Here is a 20,564-nt window from a genome sequence, read left to right on the forward strand (position 1 = left end):
CCCTTTGCCGTCGCCATGATGAACTGCTTGTCGCAATGAGGAATGACTCAGCCGATCTCGGCTGTCAAAGCGCCCTGGGGCACGGACGCACGGGCGATCCCAGGCGCCCGCGCTGGAGCATCGCTGCGCTGGTGCTTGCGCTGCACCTGCTTGCGGTAATCGGCCTGATTCGCGCGTTCACGCCCGATCTGCCCGGCCACGCCGTCGGCTCCGTGACGCGGGCACTCACCTTCGAGGTGGAGCCTGAACGCCCTTCGCCCAGTCCCGCGCCTCGACAAGCGAGCGCGGACCGCGCGTCGCGACCCGCGGGCGCTGCCGGTGCACCAGGGCGCAAGCTCGCGGTCCGACCGGACTCGGCTCCGCCCCCTGCCATTCTCGTTCCCGCGCAGACGCCGCAGGATCCCGGCACCGGTGCGGAGGCGGCGGGGACAGCGGATCGTGGCGCGGGTTCCGGTACCAGCGGAACCGGCCTGGGCCCCGGTGCGGCGGGCGCGGGTGCCGGGCGCGGCGGCGGGGGCGGTGGGGCGCCTACGGTCAAGCTTTCCGGCGACATCAGTTCGGCCAGGGACTACCCCCGGGCGACCCGCGAGCTGCGGATCGGCGCGTCGGTAGTCATCGACCTGCAGGTCGGCGTCGACGGGCGCGTACGTGGCTGCATTATCGTGCAGCCGAGCCCGGACGCCCAAGCGGACCGGATCACCTGCCAACTTGCGACGCAGCGGTTCCGCTTCCGGCCGGCGACGAACGCCGAGGGCGCCGCCACCGAATCCGTTTTTCGGTGGCGGCAACGATGGTTCTATTAAAGATGTGTATGGCCCGCACTGTTGCCTTGCAACAATATCCCGTGAGCATCATTTCTACGCCGCAGCCCGCATTCGACGAGCGAAAGACCTCATGCCCACCATCGTTCCTGTGATCCTCTGTGGAGGCAGCGGCACGCGCCTCTGGCCGCGCAGCCGAGCCGCCATGCCCAAGCCGTTCCTGCCGCTGGTTGGCGATACCACACTGTTCCAGGCCGCCCTGCAGCGCTGCCCCGCCACGGGCGGCTTCTCGTCACCTGTCATTGTCACCGGGCGCATGCATCTGGACCATGTCGAAGCCCAACTCGGCGACGATCCGCAGGCACAGGTGATCGTCGAGCCCGCGGCGCGCAACACGGCAGCGGCCATCGCGCTGGCGGCCAGCCGCCTGCCGGAGGACGCTATCATGATGGTCTGCCCGAGCGACCACTACATCGGCAACCCCGAGGCATTCGCCGTCGCGGCGTGCGCGGCGGCCGACCTGGCTGAAGAGGGCTGGCTGGTCTCCTTCGGGATCGAGGCCACGGCGCCGGAGACCGGGTTCGGCTATCTCAAGCGTGGCGAGCCGATCTCGGAGACCGGCTTTCGCACGGCGCAGTTCGTCGAGAAGCCCGATCTGGAACGGGCCAAGGCCTTCCTGGCCGAGGGCACCTACGCCTGGAACGGCGGCATCTTCGCATTCCGCGTCAAGGACTTCCTGGCCGAACTGGCGGCGCATCGCCCGCAGATCGCCGCCGGTGTCGCCGAAGCCGTGGCCAAGGGGCAGGTCGACGGGCGGCGGTTTCACCCCGACGCCGAGACCTTCGCGGCGGTGCCCAGCGATTCGGTGGACTATGCGGTCATGGAGAACACCAGCCGCGCCGCGATGGTGCCGGCGGACATGAACTGGTCGGACATCGGCAACTGGCAGGCGCTCCATGCCGCACTCGAGCGCGACGAGAATGGCAACTCCGTCCGCGGGACCGCCGCAGTGGAACTGGTGGACTGCCGCAACGTGCTGGTCGACACCGATGGGCCGCGCGTCTCGGTGATCGGGCTCGAGGACGTCATCGTCGTGGTGGACGGGAACGACATCATGATCACCACCGTTTCCGGCGTGCAGAAGGTGGGCAAGCTGTCCGGAGCCGTCAATCAGTGAGCATCTGTCCATGAGCGTTGCACTGCCGACCCGCGAAGTCGAGAAGCCCTGGGGCATGGACGTCCTGCCCGCGCCTTTCGCGGCGCCCGAGGGCAAGCGGATCGGCGAGATCTGGTTCGAACCGCCAGAGGCGCTCCCCGGGCTTCTGGTGAAATACATCTTCACCAGCGAGGCGCTTTCGGTCCAGGTCCATCCCACCGACGCCCAGACCCGCGACAAGGGGCTGGGCAACCAGGGCAAGGAGGAGTGCTGGCTCATCGTCGGTGTCGAGCCCGGCGCCAAGCTCGGCATCGGCTTCGACGCCGCGATCTCGGCGCAGGACATGCGCTCCGCCGCCCTGGATGGCTCCATCGAGGAACTGATGACCTGGCACGATGTCGCGCCGGGGGACTTCTTCTACATCCCGGCCAACACCGTCCATGCCATCGGGGCGGGCGTGAGCCTGATCGAGGTGCAGCAGAACAGCGACATCACCTACCGCCTCTACGACTACGGCCGCCCGCGCGAGCTGCACCTGGAAGAGGGCATGGCCGTTGCCAAGGGCGAGCCCTACGCGCTGGACCGCTGGCACAAGCACGTGCCCTCTGACGCGTCGCAGGTGCTGGTCGACGGTCCGCTGTTCCTGCTGGACCAGGTCGCCGGCGCGCCGCTCGCGGAGGTTTCGGAGCGCTATCCCGATGCCCTGCTGGTGATCCCGCGGCAGGGCGAGGTTGAGGTCGCCGGTGAGAAGGTCGCGGCGGGCAGCTGCGCTCTTGCATCCAGCCTTGCACACGTGCGCTTCGGAGACGATTCCATCTGCCTGCTGGCGCGGGCCTGTACCTGAAGGCGATAGCGTAGCATGAAGGGCGACATGATCGTCCAGACCATCCAGCTCGCCCTGACTCCGGTCTTCGTGCTGGTGGCGATCGGCAACATCCTGAACATCCTGTCGAACCGGCTGGGGCGGGTGGTCGATCGCGCGCGCACCCTGCAGGAGCGCCACGGCTCCACCGAAGGCGCGCAGCACGACATGATCGTGCTGGAGATCCGGCTGGTCGACCGGCGCATGGCGCTGATCACCCACGCGGTGCGCTACATGGTGCTGTCCGCGCTCTCGATCGGCGTCACGGTGGCGATCCTTTTCCTGTCGGGTCTGGGCGGGTTCGACTGGCACACCGCCGCGGCCTTGACCTTCCTGGCGGCGATCGTCCTCCTACTGATCGCGCTGGTGCTGTTCCTGCGCGAGACGCAGGTCGCGGCGCAGGCGCTGCAGATCCCCAAGGATTACCTGGAGCTGCATCGCGAGATCTGATCGCCATCGCAGCGGCGATTGGACTTCTTCGCGTTTCGCCTAGTGTCTCTTGCAAGGGAGAGCGCGATGGCGGCTGGCGAGGAGAGTGCGTGGCAGGAATGGAGGCGCGGCTGGGCGATCGTCGTCGCGGCGATGGCGGGGTTCTCGTTCTTCTCCGTCCTGCTGTCCGCCACCGGCCTGTTCTTCGAGCCGCTGGAGCGTGCCTTCGGCTGGGACCGCGCCACGCTGTCGATGGGCCCGGCGATCGCGACGGCCGTTACCGCGCTGCTATCGCCATTCTATGGCGCCCTTATCGACCGGTTCGGCTCGCGCCGGCTGGGGATTCCGGGCGTGATCGTGACGATGGCCGCGACCACGATGTTCGCCTTCGCCACCGGGTCGCGCACCCAATGGGTGGTGATGTGGATCGTCTTCGGCCTGGTCCTGACCACCATCAAGTCCACCATCTGGACCACCGCCGTCGCCGGCGCATTCAGCCGGGGCAGAGGCCTCGCCCTGGGCCTGGCAGTCACCGGCCCGGCGATCGCGCAGACGCTCGTGCCGCCGCTCGGCAACTTCCTGATCGAGAGCTTCGGATGGCGCGCTGCCTACGTCTGGTTCGGTCTGGGCTGGGGCGGGGTGACGCTGGTGCTCTGCTGGCTGTTCCTGACGGACGCGCACGATCGCAAGGCCAAGGCCGCCGCTGCGGGCGCGCCTGCAGAGGCGCCGGCGGGGGGGCAGGTGGCGCTGCCCGGCCTGCATAGGCGGGAGGCACTGCGCAACCGTGCGCTGTGGCAGGTGGCGATTTCGTCCTTCGTGGTGATGATGATGACGATCGGCCTTGCCATGCACCTGTTCCCCATCCTGACCGAGGCCGGCCTCCCCCGCGCGCAAGCCGCATGGCTGCTGTCGCTGGGCGGCATCGCGGGAATCGTCGGCAAGCTGGTGACCGGGGCGCTGCTCGACCGCTTCGCCCCGAACTGGACGGGAGCGCTGACGATGGGCGTCACCGCGGTGACGTTCGCGGTGCTGATCTGGTTCCTCGATTCGATGCCCGCACTGCTGCTGGCGCTCATCATCAACGGCTACGCGGCCGGCTCGAAGACCCAGATCACCGCGTTCCTGACTGCCGGCTATGCGGGCATGCGCAACTTCGGCATGATCTATGGCGTAATGTCCGCGCTCGTCGCGCTCGCGTCCGGGCTGGGGCCCTGGATCGCGGGCCGGGTCTACGACGTGACCGGGGGTTACGCGCCGTTCCTCTGGGCGGGTGCGATCGGCTGCGCGTTGGGCGGCACGATGCTGGTGTTCCTGCCGCCGATCCCGCAGTGGCGCGAGAGCGACACCTGAGCGCCGAAGGCGGCGGGTAGCTCAGGCGATCTGGCTGTCTTCGTTGGCGCGCGGATCGATGTCCTCGTCATCCTTGCGGATGAAGCTGATCTTCCCCTCGGGCTCGAGGATGGCCCAGGCGATCTCGTGCAATCCCGAGATTCCGGCCAGGCGCATCTCGATGGCAAGCTCGTCGCTGTCGATGCGCTCCTCGTCCAGGTTGGAGCCGAGCAGGCGACCGTCGCGGACCAGTACGACCGGGCGGCTCTTGAGCAGCCGGCGCGCGCGGGGAAGGCGGTGGGCGAGGAAGCCGAGCGTGAAGCTCCAGGCCGCGAAAGTGAAGATCGCCAGCGTCGCGCCGGTCAGCGAGAAGTCCTGGTGCGTGACGCCCTGCTGGATGAGGTCGCCCATGACGATCAGCGAAACGAGTTCGAAGGGCGCCATCTGACCGAGCTCGCGCTTTCCCATCAGGCGCAGCAGCACGTAGACCACGACGAACATCACTGAGGCGCGAAGGACGATCTCCATCAGGGCAAGATCGTGATGGCGACGGGGATGGACATGAGTTCGCGTTCCCCATCGTCGATGGCGATGTTTCCAGAGAGCCCGCGCAGGCTGCGCGGCTGGATCTGCCCGTCGAACTTGAGGTTGAAGATCTCTCCAGCCTTCACTTCGCCGAAGTGGTAGCTGTACGTGCCGTCGAGCGCTTCGGCGCTCTCGGCGTCCGGAGCGATGGTGTCGATGCTCATGCCACGCCAGAGGGGCTGGTCGATGGCGACCACGAGATCCTTGACGTCGGCCTTGGGGGAGACCGTCAGCACCGTCTCGAACCAGTTGCCGCTGCGAAGGATCGACTGGTACTCCAGCGTCGCGTGCGCGGCCGGCGACGCGTAGGCCTTCACCCCGGGCGCACCTCCGCCCAGGAAGCCGAGCAGCGCGCTGCCTAGGACAAGGGCGAAGACGATGATGGCGAGCGGCGTGCGCATGCGCGCCCAGCGCTCGACCTCGCAATGGCCGGGATCGATGCCGTAAGGGGCGTTGGAGAGACTCTGGCCTGACATGGCTTCTGAGAAAACCCCCCGCCGGCCCTATGTTCCCGTGCGGCAGCCCGGGTGCTCGCTGGGCGCATACGTAAAGAGGCGGAGGATCTGCCGATCCCCCGCCTCCCATGGTGTCAGTGCCGGATCACGCCGCCAGCTTGAACGGCTCGATCTCGCCCGAAAGGTAGAGCTTCTTGGCCTTGGCCCGGCTGAGCTTGCCCGAACTGGTGCGCGGCAGGCTCTTGGGCGGGATCAGTTCGACCACGCAGTTCATGCCGGTGATGGAGCGCACCTTGTCGCGGATCAGATCGCGCAGTTCCAGGCGCTTGACCGGATCGGAGACCCGGCAGTGGACGAGCACGGCCGGTGCTTCCTCGCCATTGTCCGTCTCCACCGAGAAGGCGGCGATGTCGCCGTGGTTGAAGCCCGGCAGCTGCTCCACCGCCCATTCGATGTCCTGGGGCCAGTGGTTCTTGCCATTGATGATGATCATGTCCTTGGCGCGGCCGACGATGAACAGGTAGCCTTGCGCCATGTAGCCCATGTCGCCGGTATCCAGCCAGCCGTCGACGAGGCAGGCGGCGGTCGCTTCCGGGTCCCGGAAGTAGGAATGCATGACCGAGGTCCCGCGGCACCAGACCTTGCCGATCTTGTGGTCGCCCACCGGTTGTCCGTCCTCGCCGCGGATCACCACTTCCATGTCGCGCACGGGCTTGCCGCAGTTGACGATGGCGCGGTAGCGCGCCGGCCGCGAGAGATCGCGCGGGGCGCCCGAAAGGCGTTCCTCTTCCACCAGTTCGACGCGGATGCCTTCGCCCGGCGGCATGATGGTGACCGCCAGCGTCGCCTCCGCAAGGCCGTAGCTGGGCAGGAAGGCGCTCGCCTTGAAGCCGGCATCGGCGAAGGCATTGACGAAGTTCTGCATCACGTCCGGCCGGATCATGTCGGCGCCGTTGCCGGCCAGCCGCCAGCGCGACAGGTCGAAGCGATCGGACACCGGGCTCTGGCTGGAGATGCGGCGGGCGCAGATGTCGTAGCCGAACGTCGGCGAATACGAGATCGAGGTTCCCTGGTTGCGGGTGATGAGGTCCAGCCATGCCAGCGGCCGGCGGGCGAAGTCCTCGGTCTTGAGGTAGTCGCCGGAGACCTGGTTGGCGATCAGCGACAGGAAGCAGCCCACCAGGCCCATGTCGTGATACCAGGGCAGCCAGGAGATGCAGCGGTCATTGGGCTGCAGCTCCATGCCGTGGCTGTGGCTGGCGAGATTGGAGAGCAGCGAGCGGTGCGTCACCGCGACACCGTGCGGGAAGCGCGTCGAACCCGACGAGTACTGCAGGTAGCAGATGTCGTCCGGCTCTGCGGCGGGCAGCTCCACGGGAGCGGCGTTGGCGTTGGCGAAATCGGCCCAGGTGGCGTGTGCGCAGCCCTGGCGTTCGGCCGCGACGGCGGTCATCGCGGCGATCTCGTCCGGGCCGATGAGCAGGACCGGATCGGAACTGGCGAGCTGGACCGCGAGCTGCTCGATGTAGTTGTCCTTGCCGCCGAAGCTGGTGGGCAGCGGCAGCGGCACCGGCCAGGCACCGGCGTAGACGGCGCCGCAGAACAGCGCTGCGAAGTCGGGCCCCGTCTCGGCGATCAGCGCGATGCGATCGTCCTTCTTCACGCCGCGGGCCACGAGCGCATAGGCCACGGCCAGCGCGTCGGCGCGGAGTTCGGCATAGGGGTAGACACGGATCAGCGTGCCGCGTGGGTCATGGAAGTTGAACCCGCGCCGGCCCTTTGCGGCGTAGTCGAGCGCGTCCCCGAAGGTGGCGAAGTCGGCGAAGCGGCGATCCAGCCCGTCTTCGTTGGGGGTCGGCGAAAGCGCCGGGCCCGTATTCGGCACCAAGTCGATGGTGTCGGCCATATGATCTAACCCGTTGTTGCTGTACCGTTGCTCTCGCGAGGCCGGCGCTGCTAGCTGGTTCCAGATGAACCGGAGATAGCTGCGATTGCGTCCCTCGACGGTCCCGCGCACCCTCCCCAATCCGAGCCGAGTGTGGCACGAATAGGGCAACATGTCCGGCAAGCGTCGCATTCCACAACCCCTGAACCCGTCCCGGCTGGAGGAACTGGCGCTGGCCTATGTCGCGTGCTTCGCGACGACGCAAGCGAAGCTCGCGGGTTATCTGCAGCGCAAGGTGAAGGAACGGGGTTGGGAGGGAGAGGGCGCTCCGCCCGTGGCGGCGCTCGTCGAGCGCTATGCGGGGCTGGGCTACGTCGACGATGCGGCATGGGCGCGGATGAAGGCGGGCAGCCTCCTACGCCGGGGCTACGGCGCCCGCCGCGTGGGGGAGGCGCTCGGCCAGGCGGGTGTCGCCGACGGACTGCGGGCGGAGGCGCGACCCGCCGCTGCCGAGCAGCGCCGCGCCGCGCTCGTGCTGGCGCGCCGCCGCCGGCTCGGCCCGTTCTCGGCGCAGCCGCTGGACCGGGCGCTGCGCGACAAGCAGGTGGCGACGATGCTGCGCGCCGGGCACCCGCTCGACATCGCGCGCCGGATCGTCGAGAGCGACGACGCCGACGCGCTCGAGGAGTGGGTCGAGTCGGAATTCGGAGACTGATTGCATGCGCTTCACCCGGTCGAGCTCCCGCGCCACCCTCGCGGCCGCCTTCCTGCTGGCCTTCGCCGCCTGCTCGCAGGGCGGCGCCGATGCGACGGCCAAGCCATCGGCCGCGTCGCAGCGCGCGGTCCACCCCGAGTCGGGCCTCCCGGTCGTGCCGCTCACGGTGCAGTCGGCCAAGGGGGCCCACAGGTTCCGCGTCGAAGTCGCGGCGACGACCGAGCAGCAGGCCAAGGGGCTGATGTTCCGCACGCAGATGGGCGCGGACGAGGGCATGATCTTCCCCAACGACCCGCCGCGTCGCGCGGCCTTCTGGATGCGCAACACGGTGATCCCGCTGGACATCATCTTCATCGGGCCCGACCGCCGCATCCTCAACATCGCTGCCAACGCGGTTCCCTACGACGAGACGCCGCTTCCCTCGGCCGGCCTTGCCGCAGGGGTCCTGGAGCTCAATGGCGGCCGGGCCGCGGAGCTCGGGATCAAGGCCGGCGACAAGGTGAGCTGGTAAGCCGAATCCTCGCAGTTACGTGCTTGCCTTAGGGCATGCAGAAGGGCTAACGCGCGGCTCATGGGAATCCTGTCCAAGATCTTCACCTGGTGGGACGGCGCCACCATCGGCACCTCGCTCTGGAGCTCGCGCCACGGCGAGCACGTCGGCACCGACGCGCAGGGCAACAAGTACTATCGGTCGAAGAACGACAAGACTCGCACCACCGAGGGGTGGGAGCGCCGCTGGGTGATCTATGCCGGCGCCAACGACGCCAGCAACGTCCCCGCCGAATGGCACGGCTGGCTCCACCACTCCTACGACGGCGTGCCCGAAAGCCACCTGCCGGCGCCTCGCATCTGGGAAGTGGACTACACGCCCAACGCGACCGGAACTGCCACCGCCTATCGCCCGCAGGGTGCGCTCGAGCGGGGCGGCCGCCGCGCCGCGGCCACCGGCGACTACGAAGCCTGGTCGCCGGACGCCTGAGGCGGAGCCGATGATCCGGGCGAGGGCAGGCGCCGCGCTCTCCCTGCTTGCGGTCCTGGCCGCCTGCGGCGGAGAGCCCGCGCCGGAAGTGCAGGAAACCGGCGTTCCCGACGCGATCGCAGGCATGCAGGCGGGGCCGGCGCAGGCCGCGCGCGGCCAGCAGATCGGCACGCCGAACAAGGATCGCGTGGTCACGCTGGGCGTGCTCAACAAGCGCAACAACCTGACGCAGGACCTGGTGATGAAGCCGGGCGAGTCGCGCCGCGTCGGCAACCTCGTCGTGAAGGTCGCCACGTGCGAGAAGACGCTGCCCTGGGAAAGGCCGCAGGAGGAGGGGGCTTTCGTCCAGGTCTTCGTGGAGGAGCGCCGTACCACCGCCGAACGCCTGGCCTGGCGCAAGGTCTTCTCCGGATGGCTGTTCAAGAACGCGCCGGCGCTCAACGTGGTCGAGCACCCGGTCTACGACGTCTGGGTGAAGGCCTGCGCGATGAGTTTCCCCGGCGAGGAGGCGAGCCCGCAGGACGCCGCGTCCGCCAGCAGCGCGCCGAAGGCCTCCGGCAGTGCCAGCACGCCCGCGCCACCCACGGCGGCGCCATCGTCCACTCCGACGCCTGAGCCGGCCGAGCCGGAGCCGGTCGAGGAACCCCTCGCAGAGTGATCCGCGGCGCCTGACTGTGCGGCCTGCAGCAGCGCCAGGTAGCGCTTCTGCGGAATCTCGATCGCGCCGAGCGAGGCCAGGTGCGGCGTGATGAACTGGCAGTCGAGCAGGCTGGCCCCGCCCCGCCGCAGCGCGGCGACCAGCCAGGCGAGCGCGACCTTCGACGAATCGCTTTCCCGCGAGAACATCGATTCGCCGCAGAACACCCGGTCGAAGCCGACGCCGTAGAGCCCGCCCACCAGCGCGCCGTCGCGCCAGACCTCGAGCGAATGCGCGTGCCCCAGGAAGTGCAGGTTCTCGTAGCTGGCCTGGATGCGGTGGCTGATCCAGCTGCCGCCGTCGTCCTGCGCATCCGCGCGGGCCCGGCGCGGGGCGGCGCAGGCATCCATGACTTGCGAGAAGGCCCGGTTGCACGTCACCGTGAAGCGACCGCGCTTCAGGACGCGGGCCAGCGACTGCGACACGTGCAGCCCGTCCAGCGGCAGGATCGCGCGCTGCCGCGGCTCGATCCAGAAGATCTCCGGATCATCGCGGCTGTCCGCCATCGGGAATATCCCGCTGCGGTAGGCGAGCATGAGCAGTTCGGGCTCGATGATCGGAAGGGAGCGGGGAGCGTGCACGGCGTGACCCTAGCAGATGGCGGCTGCCGGCGATAAGTGGGCAATCGGTGGCGGTTGCACAATCGGCTGGCAATCGCCTCTTGTAATCCCCTGCGTCTCCCTCTAGAGGCCCCCGAGCCCGCAGGAGTGTAGCTCAGTTGGTAGAGCATCGGTCTCCAAAACCGAGGGCCGCGGGTTCGAATCCTGCCACTCCTGCCAGCATCTTCCCCAAGACCGTCACACGCCGCGCCTCCGGGACGATCCTGGTGGCGGGCGCGATAGCGCGGCATCAGGGAGGCATTGCGGGGCGGTTAGCGCGGCATTAGCGTGCCGCGGCTTGTCAATCGCAGCACCGGGACTAGGAGGACGCGTCCGCCGATTCGGACACGGCCGCAGCTGTCCGGGCGCGGCGGACGGCCATCGGGCACAGCGGGAAAGATCCAGTCGCAATGCACGCCAGCGCGCATCCTGAAGCGGAACCGGTCCGGACGGACCGGGGTAGCGAAACCTACCTGAGGATCCGGCACGAGGCCTTGTGGATGGGCTTCGTCCTGTCCTGCCTCGCCATGCTCCCGGCGATCGTCGCCTGGACCCCGCAGATGACGGACTATCCCTCGCACCTGGCCGGGTACAAGATCATGCTCGACCACGGGCACGATCCGTACCTGACGCGCTACTTCCTGTTCAACTGGGAGTGGACCGGGAACCTCGGCGCCGAGCTGCTGATGGTGCCGCTCACCCCGATCTTCGGACTGGAGGAGGCGGGCCGCCTGATCGTCGCGCTGATCCCGTTCCTCACCGGCATGGCGATCATGGCGGTCGAGTGGAGCCTGCGCAAGCGGGTCGGCGTGGGGGCGATCCTGGCGCTGGCGATGATCTGGTCGCCCTCGCTGCTGATGGGCTTCCTCAACTATTCGCTCTCGCTCGCCTTCGCGCTCTTCGCCTTCGCCGGTTGGGTGCGGCTGGAGGGCTGGCGCTGGCGGTGGGCGGCGATGATCCCGGTCGGCTTCGTGGTCTGGCTCTGCCACGTCTCGGGATGGGGCGTGATGGGCGTGCTGGTGTTCGGCTACGAGTGGTCGCGCCGCGCCAGCTGGCGCGACTGGCGGCCGTTCCTCAAGCCCTGGCCGCTGATCTTCCCGCTGCTGCCCATGCTGCTGGGCATGGGGGCCAATTCCAAGGTGTCCTACGGTCGTTGGGGGGTGCTCGAGTACAAGTGGGGCATCCTCTACAAGGCGATGCGCAGCTACGACCAGGTGTTCGACATCACCAGCCTGTGCCTGGTGCTGGCGGTGATCCTGGCGGCGCTGGCGCTGCGCCGCTTCGACGGGCGCGTCGGCTGGGCGGCGCTGATCCTCCTGGTGCTGACGCTGGTCGTGCCGCGGCAGATCTTCGGCGGCGACTATGCCGACTATCGCCTGAGCACGGCCGCGCTGCTGGTCGGCTGTCTCGCGATCGACTGGCCGGTGCCGCGCTGGGGCCTGGCGCTGGCGGGGCTGCTGTTCACGGCGCGCACCGCGCTGACGACGGTGGTGTGGTACCAGGACGCGCAGACCGCGCGCCAGCTGATCGCCGCGCTGGACCATGTGCCGGAGGGCGCCCGCGTGGCGACCGCGGTGGCCATCCCGCGCACGCAATGGCTGTTCGGCCCCTTCGAGCACTTCGGCAGCTACGCGGTGGTCCGCCGCAGCTCGATGGAGAACTCCAACTTCGCGCTGCCCGACGTCCACATGCTGTCGATGCGCGAGACGCGCTACCGCTTCAACGATCCCACCCAGCGCATCCTCTACGCCCCGTGGCAGCGGATCGACCTGCGCAAGTTCAAACCGGCGCGCCACGCCGACTACCTCTGGTACATCGGCACCAAGCAGCCGGTGGCGATCCCGGACGGGGCGCGGATCGTCTATGCGACGCCGCACTCGCTGCTTGCGCGGCTGCCGGACGCGGTGGACCTTGCAAATCCGGCCGACGGAAGCTAAATCCCCGTCTCCTCCCCATAGGCGGACATCGAATGCCCCTCCCGGCCCCGGCCGGGGCGGCGATGGCCCCTAGGCGGAACACACGAGATTCTTCCCGCGCCGGGCGCGGCACGCGAGAGACGAGAGAGCGACGTACGATGGCCAAGATCACTCCCGGCGAATTCATGCGCCAGGTTCAGGTGGAGACGCGCAAGATCCATTGGCCCTCGCGCCAGGAGACGGTCACCACGGCGATCTTCGTCGGCATCATGACGGTGCTTCTCGCGGTGTTCTTCCTCGGCATCGACGCGCTGTTCGGCTGGATCGTCAGCTCGCTGCTGTCGCTGCTGTGATCGCCCGCTTCTAGGATACAAGAGACAATCATGGCCCGCTGGTACATCATCCACGCCTATTCCGGTTTCGAGAACAAGGTGAAGGAATCCATCCTCTCCGAAGCCGAGCGGATGGGACTTTCGCAGCTCGTCGAGGACGTGCAGGTTCCCGCAGAGACCATCACCGAGGTCAAGCGCGGCAAGAAGGTGCAGGTCGAGCGCAAGACGATGCCCGGCTACGTCCTCGCCAAGCTGACGCTGAACGACGACGTCTACCACCTCGTCAAGAACACGCCGAAGGTCACCGGCTTCCTGGGCTCCAGCGGCAAGCCGCAGGCGATCAGCGAGAGCGAGGCCGCGCGCTACTTCGGCGCTGCCGAAGCCGCCGCCGCGGCGCCGCGCAAGACCGTCAACATCGACTACGAGATCGGCGATTCGGTGAAGGTCCTCGACGGTCCCTTCGCCAGCTTCAACGGCATCGTGGAGGAGCTCGACTTCGACAAGAACCGCGTCAAGGTCGCCGTGTCGATCTTCGGCCGCGCGACGCCGGTCGAGCTCGAGTTCGAGCACGTCGAGCTCAGCAAGTAAGATCCGACACCCCGTCTGCGGGGTTGCGCAAAGGCATTCGCAGCGCCCCGTCCGCTTTCCGCGGGCGGGGCGTTCGGCTTGAAGGGTGCCGGAGGGTTCCGGTGCAGGGCGACTTTCGCCGCGGCCGCGACCCGCTTCCGGCGGATCGCGCGCGGGGTCTGCCTTCGTGCCGGCCCCCGGAAGGGCGGAAAGGCCTTTCCTTTCTCGCGCATTTCCGCTAGGCGCGCGCCCTTCGGACCGGCCTTGCCGGTGCGATTCCTATGCGGGAGGGCCTTCGGGCCCGTTGCACCGCTAGGCATGAGCGACTGCGAATCGCGGGCGCGACAGTGTGAAAAGGAGCGGCCTCATGGCCAAGAAGATTACCGGTTACATCAAGCTGCAGGTGCCTGCAGGCAAGGCCAACCCGTCGCCGCCGATCGGTCCGGCGCTGGGTCAGCGCGGCGTCAACATCATGGAGTTCTGCAAGGCGTTCAACGCCGCCACGCAGGAGCTCGAGAACGGCATGCCGATCCCGACCATCATCACGGTCTATGCGGATCGCAGCTTCACGTTCGTCACCAAGACGCCCCCCGCCACCTTCCTCATCAAGAAGGCCGCAGGCCTCAAGTCGGGCTCGAAGGAGCCGGGCAAGGTGAAGGCCGGCACCATCAAGCGCTCGCAGCTGTCCGAGATCGCTCAGGTCAAGATGCCCGACCTGAACGCCAACGACATCGAGGCCGCGACGAAGATCATCGAAGGCTCCGCGCGCGCGATGGGCCTCGAAGTGGTGGAGGGCTGAGCACATGGCCAAGCAGACCAAGAAGCAGCAGGCCCTTGCCACCAAGCTGGGCGACAACATGAAGCTCTATGGCGTCGACGAGGCGCTGCAGACGCTGCGTGACCTCAAGACCGCCAAGTTCGACGAGACCATCGAGGTCGCGATGAACCTGGGCGTCGACCCGCGCCACGCCGACCAGATGGTCCGCGGCATGGTCTCGCTCCCCGCGGGCACCGGCAAGACCGTGCGCGTCGCCGTGTTCGCCAAGGGCGACAAGGCCGCCGAGGCGCTTGCCGCCGGTGCCGACAAGGTGGGTGCCGAGGACCTCATGGAAGACATGCAGGCCGGCAACCTCGACTACGACCGCGTCATCGCCACTCCGGACATGATGGGCGTCGTGGGCCGTCTCGGCAAGCTGCTGGGCCCCAAGGGCCTCATGCCGAACCCCAAGCTGGGCACCGTCACCCCCAACGTGACGCAGGCCGTGAAGGACGCCAAGGGCGGCCAGATCGAGTTCCGCGTCGAGAAGCAGGGCATCATCCACGCCGGCATCGGCAAGATGTCGTTCTCGGATGCCGACCTGAAGACCAACTTCTCGGCCTTCGTGGACGCCATCGTCAAGGCCAAGCCCTCGGGCGCGAAGGGCAAGTATGTCCGCAAGATTTCGCTCTCGTCGTCGATGGGCCCCGGCCTGAAGATCGACACGGCCGAGATCGCCGGCGCCTGATCCTTCGGGACACGTGTTTCGCGAAGGGCCGGGAGGGAAACCTCCCGGCCCTTTTCGCATGCGCGGGCGGTGCGAAGCGGGAGCGCGCCCGGGCGATGCCCGGCACCATTTACCGGCGCGCGAATCCGGTGTAACGGATGCTGTACACATGTTCAGCAACATCCTCCGGGAGAGGCGGCCAAATGGCTATCCGTTTCGAAGACATCAAGGAGTTCATCGGCTCGCGCGTGGTCTGGGACGACCGCGCGGACCTGTTCACGCCTGAAGCGGCCCAGGCGATTCGCGCCCAGGTGGAAGCGCGCACCGTGCTGGTCTTCCCCGAGCTCAACCTCACCGACCAGGAGCAGCTTGCGCTCACCGAGGCGATGGGCGAGAAGGTGCGCCTTACCGCGCGCAACAACGTCCAGAGCAACGACCAGGACGTCTACCAGGTCACGCTGGACGAGAAGATCAATCCGCAGCCGGAATATGTCCTCGGCACCTTCTTCTGGCACATGGACGGCATCACGGTCGACATGCCGCCTCCCTTCGCCACGCTGCTGTCCTGCCGCATCGCGCCGGACAAGGGCGGCGAGACCGAGTTCGCCAGCACCTACGCCGCCTACGAGGGGCTGCCGGAGGAGGAGAAGCAGGCGCTCGAAGGGCTGAAGGCGGTGCACTCGGTGCGCGCCAGCCTCTCGCCGATCGCCGATGCCATCCCCGAGAAGCACCGGGAGAAGGTGCTCGGCATCGGGCTCATCAAGGAGCACCCGCTGGTCTGGACCCACGAGTCCGGCCGCAAGTCGATGGTGATCGGCACGACGGCCGACCACATCGTCGGCATGGAGGTTCCCGCGGGGCGGGCGATGCTCATCCGCCTGCAGGAATGGGCCGCGCAGCCCGCGTTCTCGCTGCGCCACAAGTGGAGCAAGGGCGACTTCGTGATCTGGGACAACACCGGCGCGATGCACCGCGCGATCCCCTACGACAAGTCGACCGGGCGCATGATGCACCGCACCTCGATCGCCGGCACGGAGGCGGTGGCCGCCTGACCCGGGTGGGCCCGCGGCGACGCCGCGGGCCGTCTCGTCAGCGCCGCGGCGCCAGGTTCGCCGCGGTGTAGCACTCGACGAGGTAGGCCAGCGGCCGCCCGTCGGGCAGAACGAGCATCGCGCGGTGCGTGGAGATCGTGTCGGCGGGGCAATTCTCCGCCGGGCCTTCCACCGTCGAGAGCGGGCGCCGACGGAAGTCGAGTGCCGCCACGACCTTGCCGAAGGGAACGTCGCTCACCCGCAGCGCCTCGTTCATCGCCGGCGTCAGCCGTGCGGGGACGTACCAGTTCCACGCCACCGACAGCACCGTGCCGCCGCAGCTCAGCGAGACGTTGCGCATGGCGATGGCCTCGCCCTCCGCAAGCGCCAGCCGGCCCGGCAGGGCGGGCGGCGGCGCGACTACGCCGCCGGGCAGGGTGCGGGCGGTGATCCGCGCCGGATCGGCAAGGCCGCGCAGCGCACACCATTCCTCCAGCGCAAGCGTGGCGCTGTCGTGCCGGCGCAGCACGCTCTCGAAGGCTTCCAGCGTCGGACTGGGGAGCGGGGGCACGGCAGCGGGAAGTGCAGGGGACGCCATCAGCGCGATCGCGATTGCCAGGTCAAATGCCACCGGGCACCGCCGGCCGGCCGGCCGCCGCGAGACCGGCCACCAGCATGCGGCTGCAGGCGGCGAGGTCCTGCGCGTTGACCGAGCGGATCACGAAATTCGCGCCCGTGCGCCCCTCGGCCCAGAACGGGTAGGAGCCGATCTGGCAGGTCTCGAACGCCTTTTCGGTCTGGCGCAGGAGTTCCGCTACCTCGCTCTCGCCCACCCAGCAGCCGATGGTCTCGGAAAGCAGCGGGGCCCCGCCTTCCAGCTCGCCCGAAAGCGCGTCGAGCATGCCGGCGGTGATGCTCGGCACTCCCGCCATGATGAACACGTTGCCGCAGCGGATGCCCGGCGCGCCCGTGTAGCGGTTGGGGATGAGGCTCGCCCCCTCCGGCGTGCGCGCCATGCGCAGGCGGGCTTCGGTCAGCCCGCCGCGGGTCTCGTAGTAGCCTTCCAGGATGGCCCGCGCCTCGGGATGGACGATCACCGCCACCCCCAGCGCCTCCGCGATGGCGTCCACGGTGATGTCGTCGTGCGTCGGGCCGATGCCGCCGGTGGTGAAGAGGTAGTCGTTGCGGGCGCGCAGCGCGTTCACCGCCTCCACGATCGCCGGCGTGTCGTCGGCCACCACGCGCACTTCCCTGAGGCGGATGCCCTGAACCTGGAGCCAGGCGGCCACTTGCGCGATGTTCTTGTCGTGCGTGCGCCCGGACAGGATTTCGTCGCCGATGACGACGAGGGCGGCGGTGAAGATTCGCTGCGGAGTGGCCATGGCCCCATGGCTAGGGCAATTGCGCGCGAACCGCTAGGGGAGGGCTGCGGAGCCGTCACCCGTCGGCGCTCGCAGGTGCAAAAAGAAAGGGCCGGTCCGAGGACCAGCCCTGTGAAAGTTTTGGGAGAGGATGCCTGAAAGGCCCGATCCTTATGTCTCAGACTCGGCTATGCTGCAAATGCGAAAAGATTGAGCAAGGTTGCATGCCTTGCAACTGAGCGGCGCCAGGCGCAATTCAGCCAGGCGGCGTTCGCATGTTGGCCGGAGACGCAAAAAAGAAGGGCCGGTCCGAAGACCAGCCCTTATGAAAGTTTTGGGAGAGGATGCCTGAAAGGCCCGTCTCATATGCTGTCCGCGGCCGATTCCGGCAAACGCGAAAACCTTTACGTCAATTGCGTCGCACGCAACGGTGCCATGACCGTGCGCTCTGCATCAAGTTTGCGCGGCTACCCCATAGAGGTCGTGCTCGTCTGCATCCTCGACGATAACGTCAATGATATCACCGACTTGCACCTCGGGGCCGACATCGCGGAGGTACACGTTGCCGTCGATCTCCGGCGCATCGGCCTGGGAGCGGCCGGTTGCACCGACGTCACCATCCTCGTCCGGCGCACCGATCTCATCGATGATGACCTGCAACGTGCGCCCGACCTTGGCCTGGAGCTTGGCCGCGCTGATCGCGGCGGTCTTCTCCATGATGCGCGCGTAGCGCTCTTCCTTGACGGCCTCGGGCACCGGGTCGGGCAGGTGGTTGGCGGTGGCGCCCTCCACCGGCTCGAAGCGGAAGGCGCCGACGCGGTCCAGCTGGGCCTCGTCGAGCCAGTCCAGCAGGTACTGGAAGTCCGCCTCGGTCTCGCCAGGGAAGCCGACGACGAAGCTGGAGCGGATCGCGATGTCGGGGCAGATCGCCCGCCACTGGCGCAGGCGTTGCAGCACCTTGGCGTCGTTCGCCGGGCGCTTCATCGCCTTGAGCACCGAAGGCGCGGCGTGCTGGAAGGGAATGTCCAGGTACGGCGTCAGCAGACCCTCGGCCATCAGCGGGATCACCGCGTCGACATGGGGGTAGGGATAGACGTAGTGCAGGCGCACCCACGGGCGACGCCCCTGCGCATCCGTCAGCTGGCCGAGCTCACGCGCGAGGTCGGTCATATGGGTGCGGACCGGATGGCCCTTCCACATGCGCTCCTCGTGGCGCACGTCGACGCCATAGGCCGAGGTGTCCTGGCTGATGACCAGCAGCTCGCGCGTGCCCGCCTGCACCAGCTTCTCCGCCTCGCGCAGGACCGCGTCGATGCGGCGGCTCGCCAGCTTCCCGCGCAGGCTGGGGATGATGCAGAAGCTGCAAGCGTGATTGCAGCCCTCCGAGATCTTGAGATAGCCGTAGTGGCGCGGCGTCAGCTTGACGCCCGCCTCGTCGTAGGCCTGCGGGATGAGGTCGAGGTACGGCGACAGCTCGGGCGGAGCCGCGTCGTGGACGGCTTCGACGACCGCTTCGTACTGGTGCGCGCCGGTGACGGCCAGGACCTGCGGGAATCTGGCGCGGATCACCTCGGCCTCGTTGCCCATGCAGCCCGTCACGATCACGCGCCCGTTCTCGGCGATCGCCTCGCCGATGGCGGCGAGGCTCTCCTCCTTGGCGGAATCGAGGAAGCCGCAGGTGTTGACGAGCACGACGTCGGCGCCGGAATAGTCCGGGCTCATGTCGTAGCCGTCGGCACGCAGCCGAGTGAGGATGCGCTCGGAATCGACGAGCGCCTTGGGGCAGCCGAGGCTGACCATGCCGACTTTCGGCGGGGAGGGGAGTTCGATAGCCATGGGATTGGCGCGCCCGATACGCCTGTTCGGCCCGCGAGTCACGCAAAACGAGACTGAGGCCATCGGCACCGCAGGCCGGGCAAGTCTTGCACAAGCACGTCTGGCCTGCAAGACAGTCGTCGAACGATGTGGAAGGGCATGGTAATGGGGCCTGTGAACTGGATCGCAGTGGTGCTGGCGGCGGCATTGGCGCTGGCCATCGGCATCGTCTGGCATGGCCCGCTGTTCCGGACCGGCCGGCAACTGCTCCCGGGCAATTCGCGGCGGGCGGGCAACTATGCCGTGGTGGGCGTGGTGTTCCTGATCGGCTCGGTCATGCTCGGCCACAACTTCGCCCGCATCGGCGCGGAGACGCTTGCGGCCAGGCCCTGGCTCTACTTCATGCAGACCGGCGGCGTGGCTGTGGCCTTCGTCATCCCGGCGGTGTGGCTCACCCACTTGCGCGAGCGGACCGAGCCGCTGCGCCGGGTGGTCGACTGCCTGTTCTGGCTGATCGCGTACCTTGCGATGGGGCTGGTGTTCTGGGCGCTGGGCTAGGCCCGGCCGCCGCTTTCCGAGCCGACGCTGCCGACGATCTCCACCAGCACGTCGCCTGGCTCGAGCACATGGGCCTCGGGCTCCCAGAAGCCGATCGCCCGGTCCTTGCGATAGATCCGCACGCCCTTGCCGGTGGTGATCTGGTCGAGCGGCTTGCCGATTTCGCCGGGCTGCACCGGCCGCTCGACGAGCTGGACGCGGCCGCCGACCGAGGCGAGGTCGGACATGTACTCGGCGATGTGCTGCCCCGCTGCCGAACCGGCCAGCAGCAGCCCGGTGAAGCGCACCGGGTTGATGACGTTGTCGGCGCCGGCCTGGCGCGCCAGCAGCTCGTTGTCGTCGGCGCGCACGACCGCGGTGATCGGCACTCCGGGCGCCAGGTGGCGCGCGGTCAGCACGATCAGGATCGTCGTGTCGTCGCGCCCGGCCGAGATCAGGATCGAGCGGGCGCGTTCGATGCGGACCGCCGAGAGCGTCTCGTCGCGCGTGGCGTCGCCCTCCAGCACGTTGCAGCCGGCCTGCTCGGCGGCGCGGAGACGCGCCGAGGAGGGATCGACGACGACGATGCACGAGGGGTCGGTTCCCCGAGCGATCAGCTCCTGCACCGCCTCGGACCCGCTGACGCCGTAGCCCAGCACGACCACGTGGTCGGACAGGCGTTCCTGGATGCGCTTCATGCGCCACGTCTCCCAGCTGCGCTTGATGATGAAGTTGTAGGCGGTGCCCACGAAGATGAAGATCACCGCGAAGCGGATCGGCGTGACGATCACGGCCTCGATCAGTCGCGAGCGGTCACTGACCGGGGCGATGTCCCCGAACCCGGTCGTGGTGATCGAGATCATCGTGAAATAGACGACGTCGAGGAAGCTGATCGCGCCGTCGTGCGTATCCTTGAGCCCGCTGCGGTCGGTCCAGTGGACGAGGACGACGACGAACACCAGGAACAGCGCCCCGCCGAGTCGCAGGGACAGGTCCGCCCAGACCGGGACGCGCAGCGCGCGCTTGAGGGGCTGGGTCAGGTCCGGGGGCGGGCGGCGCCGGGTCATGG

At 68.2% G+C, this 20,564-nt stretch carries 23 protein-coding genes, 1 tRNA gene and 1 pseudogene; 17 read left to right on the plus strand and 8 right to left on the minus strand.

The features are described 5' to 3' along the window. Nucleotides 1–35: 35 nt before the first annotated feature. From ACFFJC_RS07975 to ACFFJC_RS07995, 5 genes are all read left to right on the plus strand, one after another. Complete coding sequence (locus tag ACFFJC_RS07975; RefSeq protein WP_379486963.1) at nt 36–803, plus strand: TonB family protein; 768 nt, start codon at nt 36–38, stop codon at nt 801–803. 91 nt (nt 804–894) lie between these two features. Next, nucleotides 895–1,938: a mannose-1-phosphate guanylyltransferase gene (locus tag ACFFJC_RS07980; protein WP_379486964.1), complete on the plus strand. Its 1,044-nt coding sequence runs from the start codon at nt 895–897 to the stop codon at nt 1,936–1,938. A gap of 10 nt (nt 1,939–1,948) precedes the next feature. Next, nucleotides 1,949–2,761 carry a class I mannose-6-phosphate isomerase gene (locus ACFFJC_RS07985; RefSeq protein ID WP_379486965.1) on the plus strand — a complete coding sequence of 271 codons (813 nt, stop codon included), beginning with the start codon at nt 1,949–1,951 and terminating at the stop codon, nt 2,759–2,761. A 15-nt stretch (nt 2,762–2,776) separates the two neighbouring features. Further along, a complete protein-coding gene (locus ACFFJC_RS07990) occupies nt 2,777–3,229 on the plus strand; it encodes a DUF2721 domain-containing protein (protein WP_379486966.1) in 453 nt (150 codons plus the stop codon). A gap of 66 nt (nt 3,230–3,295) precedes the next feature. Then, on the plus strand, nt 3,296–4,558 hold the full coding sequence (locus tag ACFFJC_RS07995; protein ID WP_379486967.1) for an MFS transporter: 1,263 nt from the start codon (nt 3,296–3,298) through the stop codon (nt 4,556–4,558). Between the two features lie 21 nt (nt 4,559–4,579). Here the strand turns inward: ACFFJC_RS07995 and ACFFJC_RS08000 are convergent, their stop codons facing one another. From ACFFJC_RS08000 to ACFFJC_RS08010, 3 genes are all read right to left on the minus strand, one after another. Then, nucleotides 4,580–5,065 (minus strand): DUF421 domain-containing protein, encoded by a 486-nt coding sequence (locus ACFFJC_RS08000; RefSeq protein ID WP_379486968.1) that lies wholly within the window; start codon nt 5,063–5,065, stop codon nt 4,580–4,582. After that, nucleotides 5,065–5,598, minus strand: coding sequence for a hypothetical protein (locus tag ACFFJC_RS08005; RefSeq protein ID WP_379486969.1), 534 nt, complete (start codon nt 5,596–5,598; stop codon nt 5,065–5,067). The genes ACFFJC_RS08000 and ACFFJC_RS08005 overlap by 1 nt, the downstream gene beginning before the upstream one ends. Before the next feature lie 124 nt (nt 5,599–5,722). Then, nucleotides 5,723–7,483, minus strand: a complete 1,761-nt coding sequence (locus ACFFJC_RS08010; RefSeq protein WP_379486970.1) for a fatty acyl-AMP ligase — start codon at nt 7,481–7,483, stop codon at nt 5,723–5,725. Nucleotides 7,484–7,634: 151 nt separating this feature from the next. On the opposite strand from ACFFJC_RS08010, the gene ACFFJC_RS08015 reads away from it, so the two are divergent. From ACFFJC_RS08015 to ACFFJC_RS08030, 4 genes and pseudogenes are all read left to right on the plus strand, one after another. Continuing rightward, the gene (locus ACFFJC_RS08015; RefSeq protein WP_379486971.1) at nt 7,635–8,177 is read left to right on the plus strand and encodes a regulatory protein RecX; all 543 of its coding nucleotides are present in this window, start codon (nt 7,635–7,637) and stop codon (nt 8,175–8,177) included. 4 nt (nt 8,178–8,181) lie between these two features. Next, nucleotides 8,182–8,688: a DUF192 domain-containing protein gene (locus ACFFJC_RS08020; RefSeq protein WP_379486972.1), complete on the plus strand. Its 507-nt coding sequence runs from the start codon at nt 8,182–8,184 to the stop codon at nt 8,686–8,688. Nucleotides 8,689–8,748: 60 nt separating this feature from the next. Further along, a complete protein-coding gene (locus ACFFJC_RS08025; RefSeq protein WP_379486973.1) occupies nt 8,749–9,156 on the plus strand; it encodes an NADH:ubiquinone oxidoreductase subunit NDUFA12 in 408 nt (135 codons plus the stop codon). Between the two features lie 241 nt (nt 9,157–9,397). Then, nucleotides 9,398–9,580 (plus strand): annotated as a pseudogene (locus ACFFJC_RS08030) (DUF2155 domain-containing protein); the annotation flags it as partial. 35 nt (nt 9,581–9,615) lie between these two features. Here ACFFJC_RS08030 and aat read toward each other — a convergent pair. Then, a complete protein-coding gene (gene aat / locus ACFFJC_RS08035) occupies nt 9,616–10,434 on the minus strand; it encodes a leucyl/phenylalanyl-tRNA--protein transferase (protein ID WP_379486974.1) in 819 nt (272 codons plus the stop codon). A gap of 122 nt (nt 10,435–10,556) precedes the next feature. On the opposite strand from aat, the gene ACFFJC_RS08040 reads away from it, so the two are divergent. The 7 genes from ACFFJC_RS08040 to ACFFJC_RS08070 all read left to right on the plus strand — a co-directional run bounded on the left by ACFFJC_RS08040 (nt 10,557) and on the right by ACFFJC_RS08070 (nt 15,803). Next, nucleotides 10,557–10,632 (plus strand) — tRNA-Trp (locus ACFFJC_RS08040). A gap of 230 nt (nt 10,633–10,862) precedes the next feature. Further along, a complete protein-coding gene (locus ACFFJC_RS08045) occupies nt 10,863–12,389 on the plus strand; it encodes a hypothetical protein (protein WP_379486975.1) in 1,527 nt (508 codons plus the stop codon). A gap of 137 nt (nt 12,390–12,526) precedes the next feature. Next, nucleotides 12,527–12,721 carry a preprotein translocase subunit SecE gene (gene secE / locus ACFFJC_RS08050; protein ID WP_379486976.1) on the plus strand — a complete coding sequence of 65 codons (195 nt, stop codon included), beginning with the start codon at nt 12,527–12,529 and terminating at the stop codon, nt 12,719–12,721. Between the two features lie 30 nt (nt 12,722–12,751). Beyond that, complete coding sequence (nusG, locus tag ACFFJC_RS08055) at nt 12,752–13,288, plus strand: transcription termination/antitermination protein NusG (RefSeq protein WP_379486977.1); 537 nt, start codon at nt 12,752–12,754, stop codon at nt 13,286–13,288. A 346-nt stretch (nt 13,289–13,634) separates the two neighbouring features. Then, nucleotides 13,635–14,066, plus strand: coding sequence for a 50S ribosomal protein L11 (gene rplK, locus ACFFJC_RS08060; protein ID WP_379486978.1), 432 nt, complete (start codon nt 13,635–13,637; stop codon nt 14,064–14,066). 4 nt (nt 14,067–14,070) lie between these two features. Next, nucleotides 14,071–14,772 carry a 50S ribosomal protein L1 gene (gene rplA, locus ACFFJC_RS08065; protein WP_379486979.1) on the plus strand — a complete coding sequence of 234 codons (702 nt, stop codon included), beginning with the start codon at nt 14,071–14,073 and terminating at the stop codon, nt 14,770–14,772. A gap of 182 nt (nt 14,773–14,954) precedes the next feature. Further along, on the plus strand, nt 14,955–15,803 hold the full coding sequence (locus tag ACFFJC_RS08070; RefSeq protein WP_379486980.1) for a TauD/TfdA dioxygenase family protein: 849 nt from the start codon (nt 14,955–14,957) through the stop codon (nt 15,801–15,803). Between the two features lie 37 nt (nt 15,804–15,840). Here ACFFJC_RS08070 and ACFFJC_RS08075 read toward each other — a convergent pair whose 3' ends face one another. From ACFFJC_RS08075 to rimO, 3 genes are all read right to left on the minus strand, one after another. Beyond that, nucleotides 15,841–16,380, minus strand: a complete 540-nt coding sequence (locus ACFFJC_RS08075; RefSeq protein WP_379486981.1) for a hypothetical protein — start codon at nt 16,378–16,380, stop codon at nt 15,841–15,843. A 22-nt stretch (nt 16,381–16,402) separates the two neighbouring features. Further along, the gene (locus ACFFJC_RS08080; protein ID WP_379486982.1) at nt 16,403–17,164 is read right to left on the minus strand and encodes a competence/damage-inducible protein A; all 762 of its coding nucleotides are present in this window, start codon (nt 17,162–17,164) and stop codon (nt 16,403–16,405) included. A gap of 432 nt (nt 17,165–17,596) precedes the next feature. Then, a complete protein-coding gene (rimO, locus tag ACFFJC_RS08085) occupies nt 17,597–18,979 on the minus strand; it encodes a 30S ribosomal protein S12 methylthiotransferase RimO (RefSeq protein ID WP_379486983.1) in 1,383 nt (460 codons plus the stop codon). A 144-nt stretch (nt 18,980–19,123) separates the two neighbouring features. Here rimO and ACFFJC_RS08090 point away from each other — a divergent pair, with 144 nt between their 5' ends. Beyond that, nucleotides 19,124–19,516, plus strand: coding sequence for a DUF1761 domain-containing protein (locus ACFFJC_RS08090; RefSeq protein WP_379486984.1), 393 nt, complete (start codon nt 19,124–19,126; stop codon nt 19,514–19,516). On the opposite strand, the gene ACFFJC_RS08095 is transcribed toward ACFFJC_RS08090, so the two are convergent. Further along, entirely contained in the window at nt 19,513–20,562 is a 1,050-nt protein-coding gene (locus ACFFJC_RS08095) for a potassium channel family protein (RefSeq protein WP_379486985.1), read from the minus strand. The genes ACFFJC_RS08090 and ACFFJC_RS08095 overlap by 4 nt on opposite strands. Nucleotides 20,563–20,564 lie beyond the last annotated feature (2 nt).

It is taken from the genome of Novosphingobium soli (assembly GCF_042432915.1).
Taxonomy (GTDB): domain Bacteria; phylum Pseudomonadota; class Alphaproteobacteria; order Sphingomonadales; family Sphingomonadaceae; genus Novosphingobium; species Novosphingobium soli.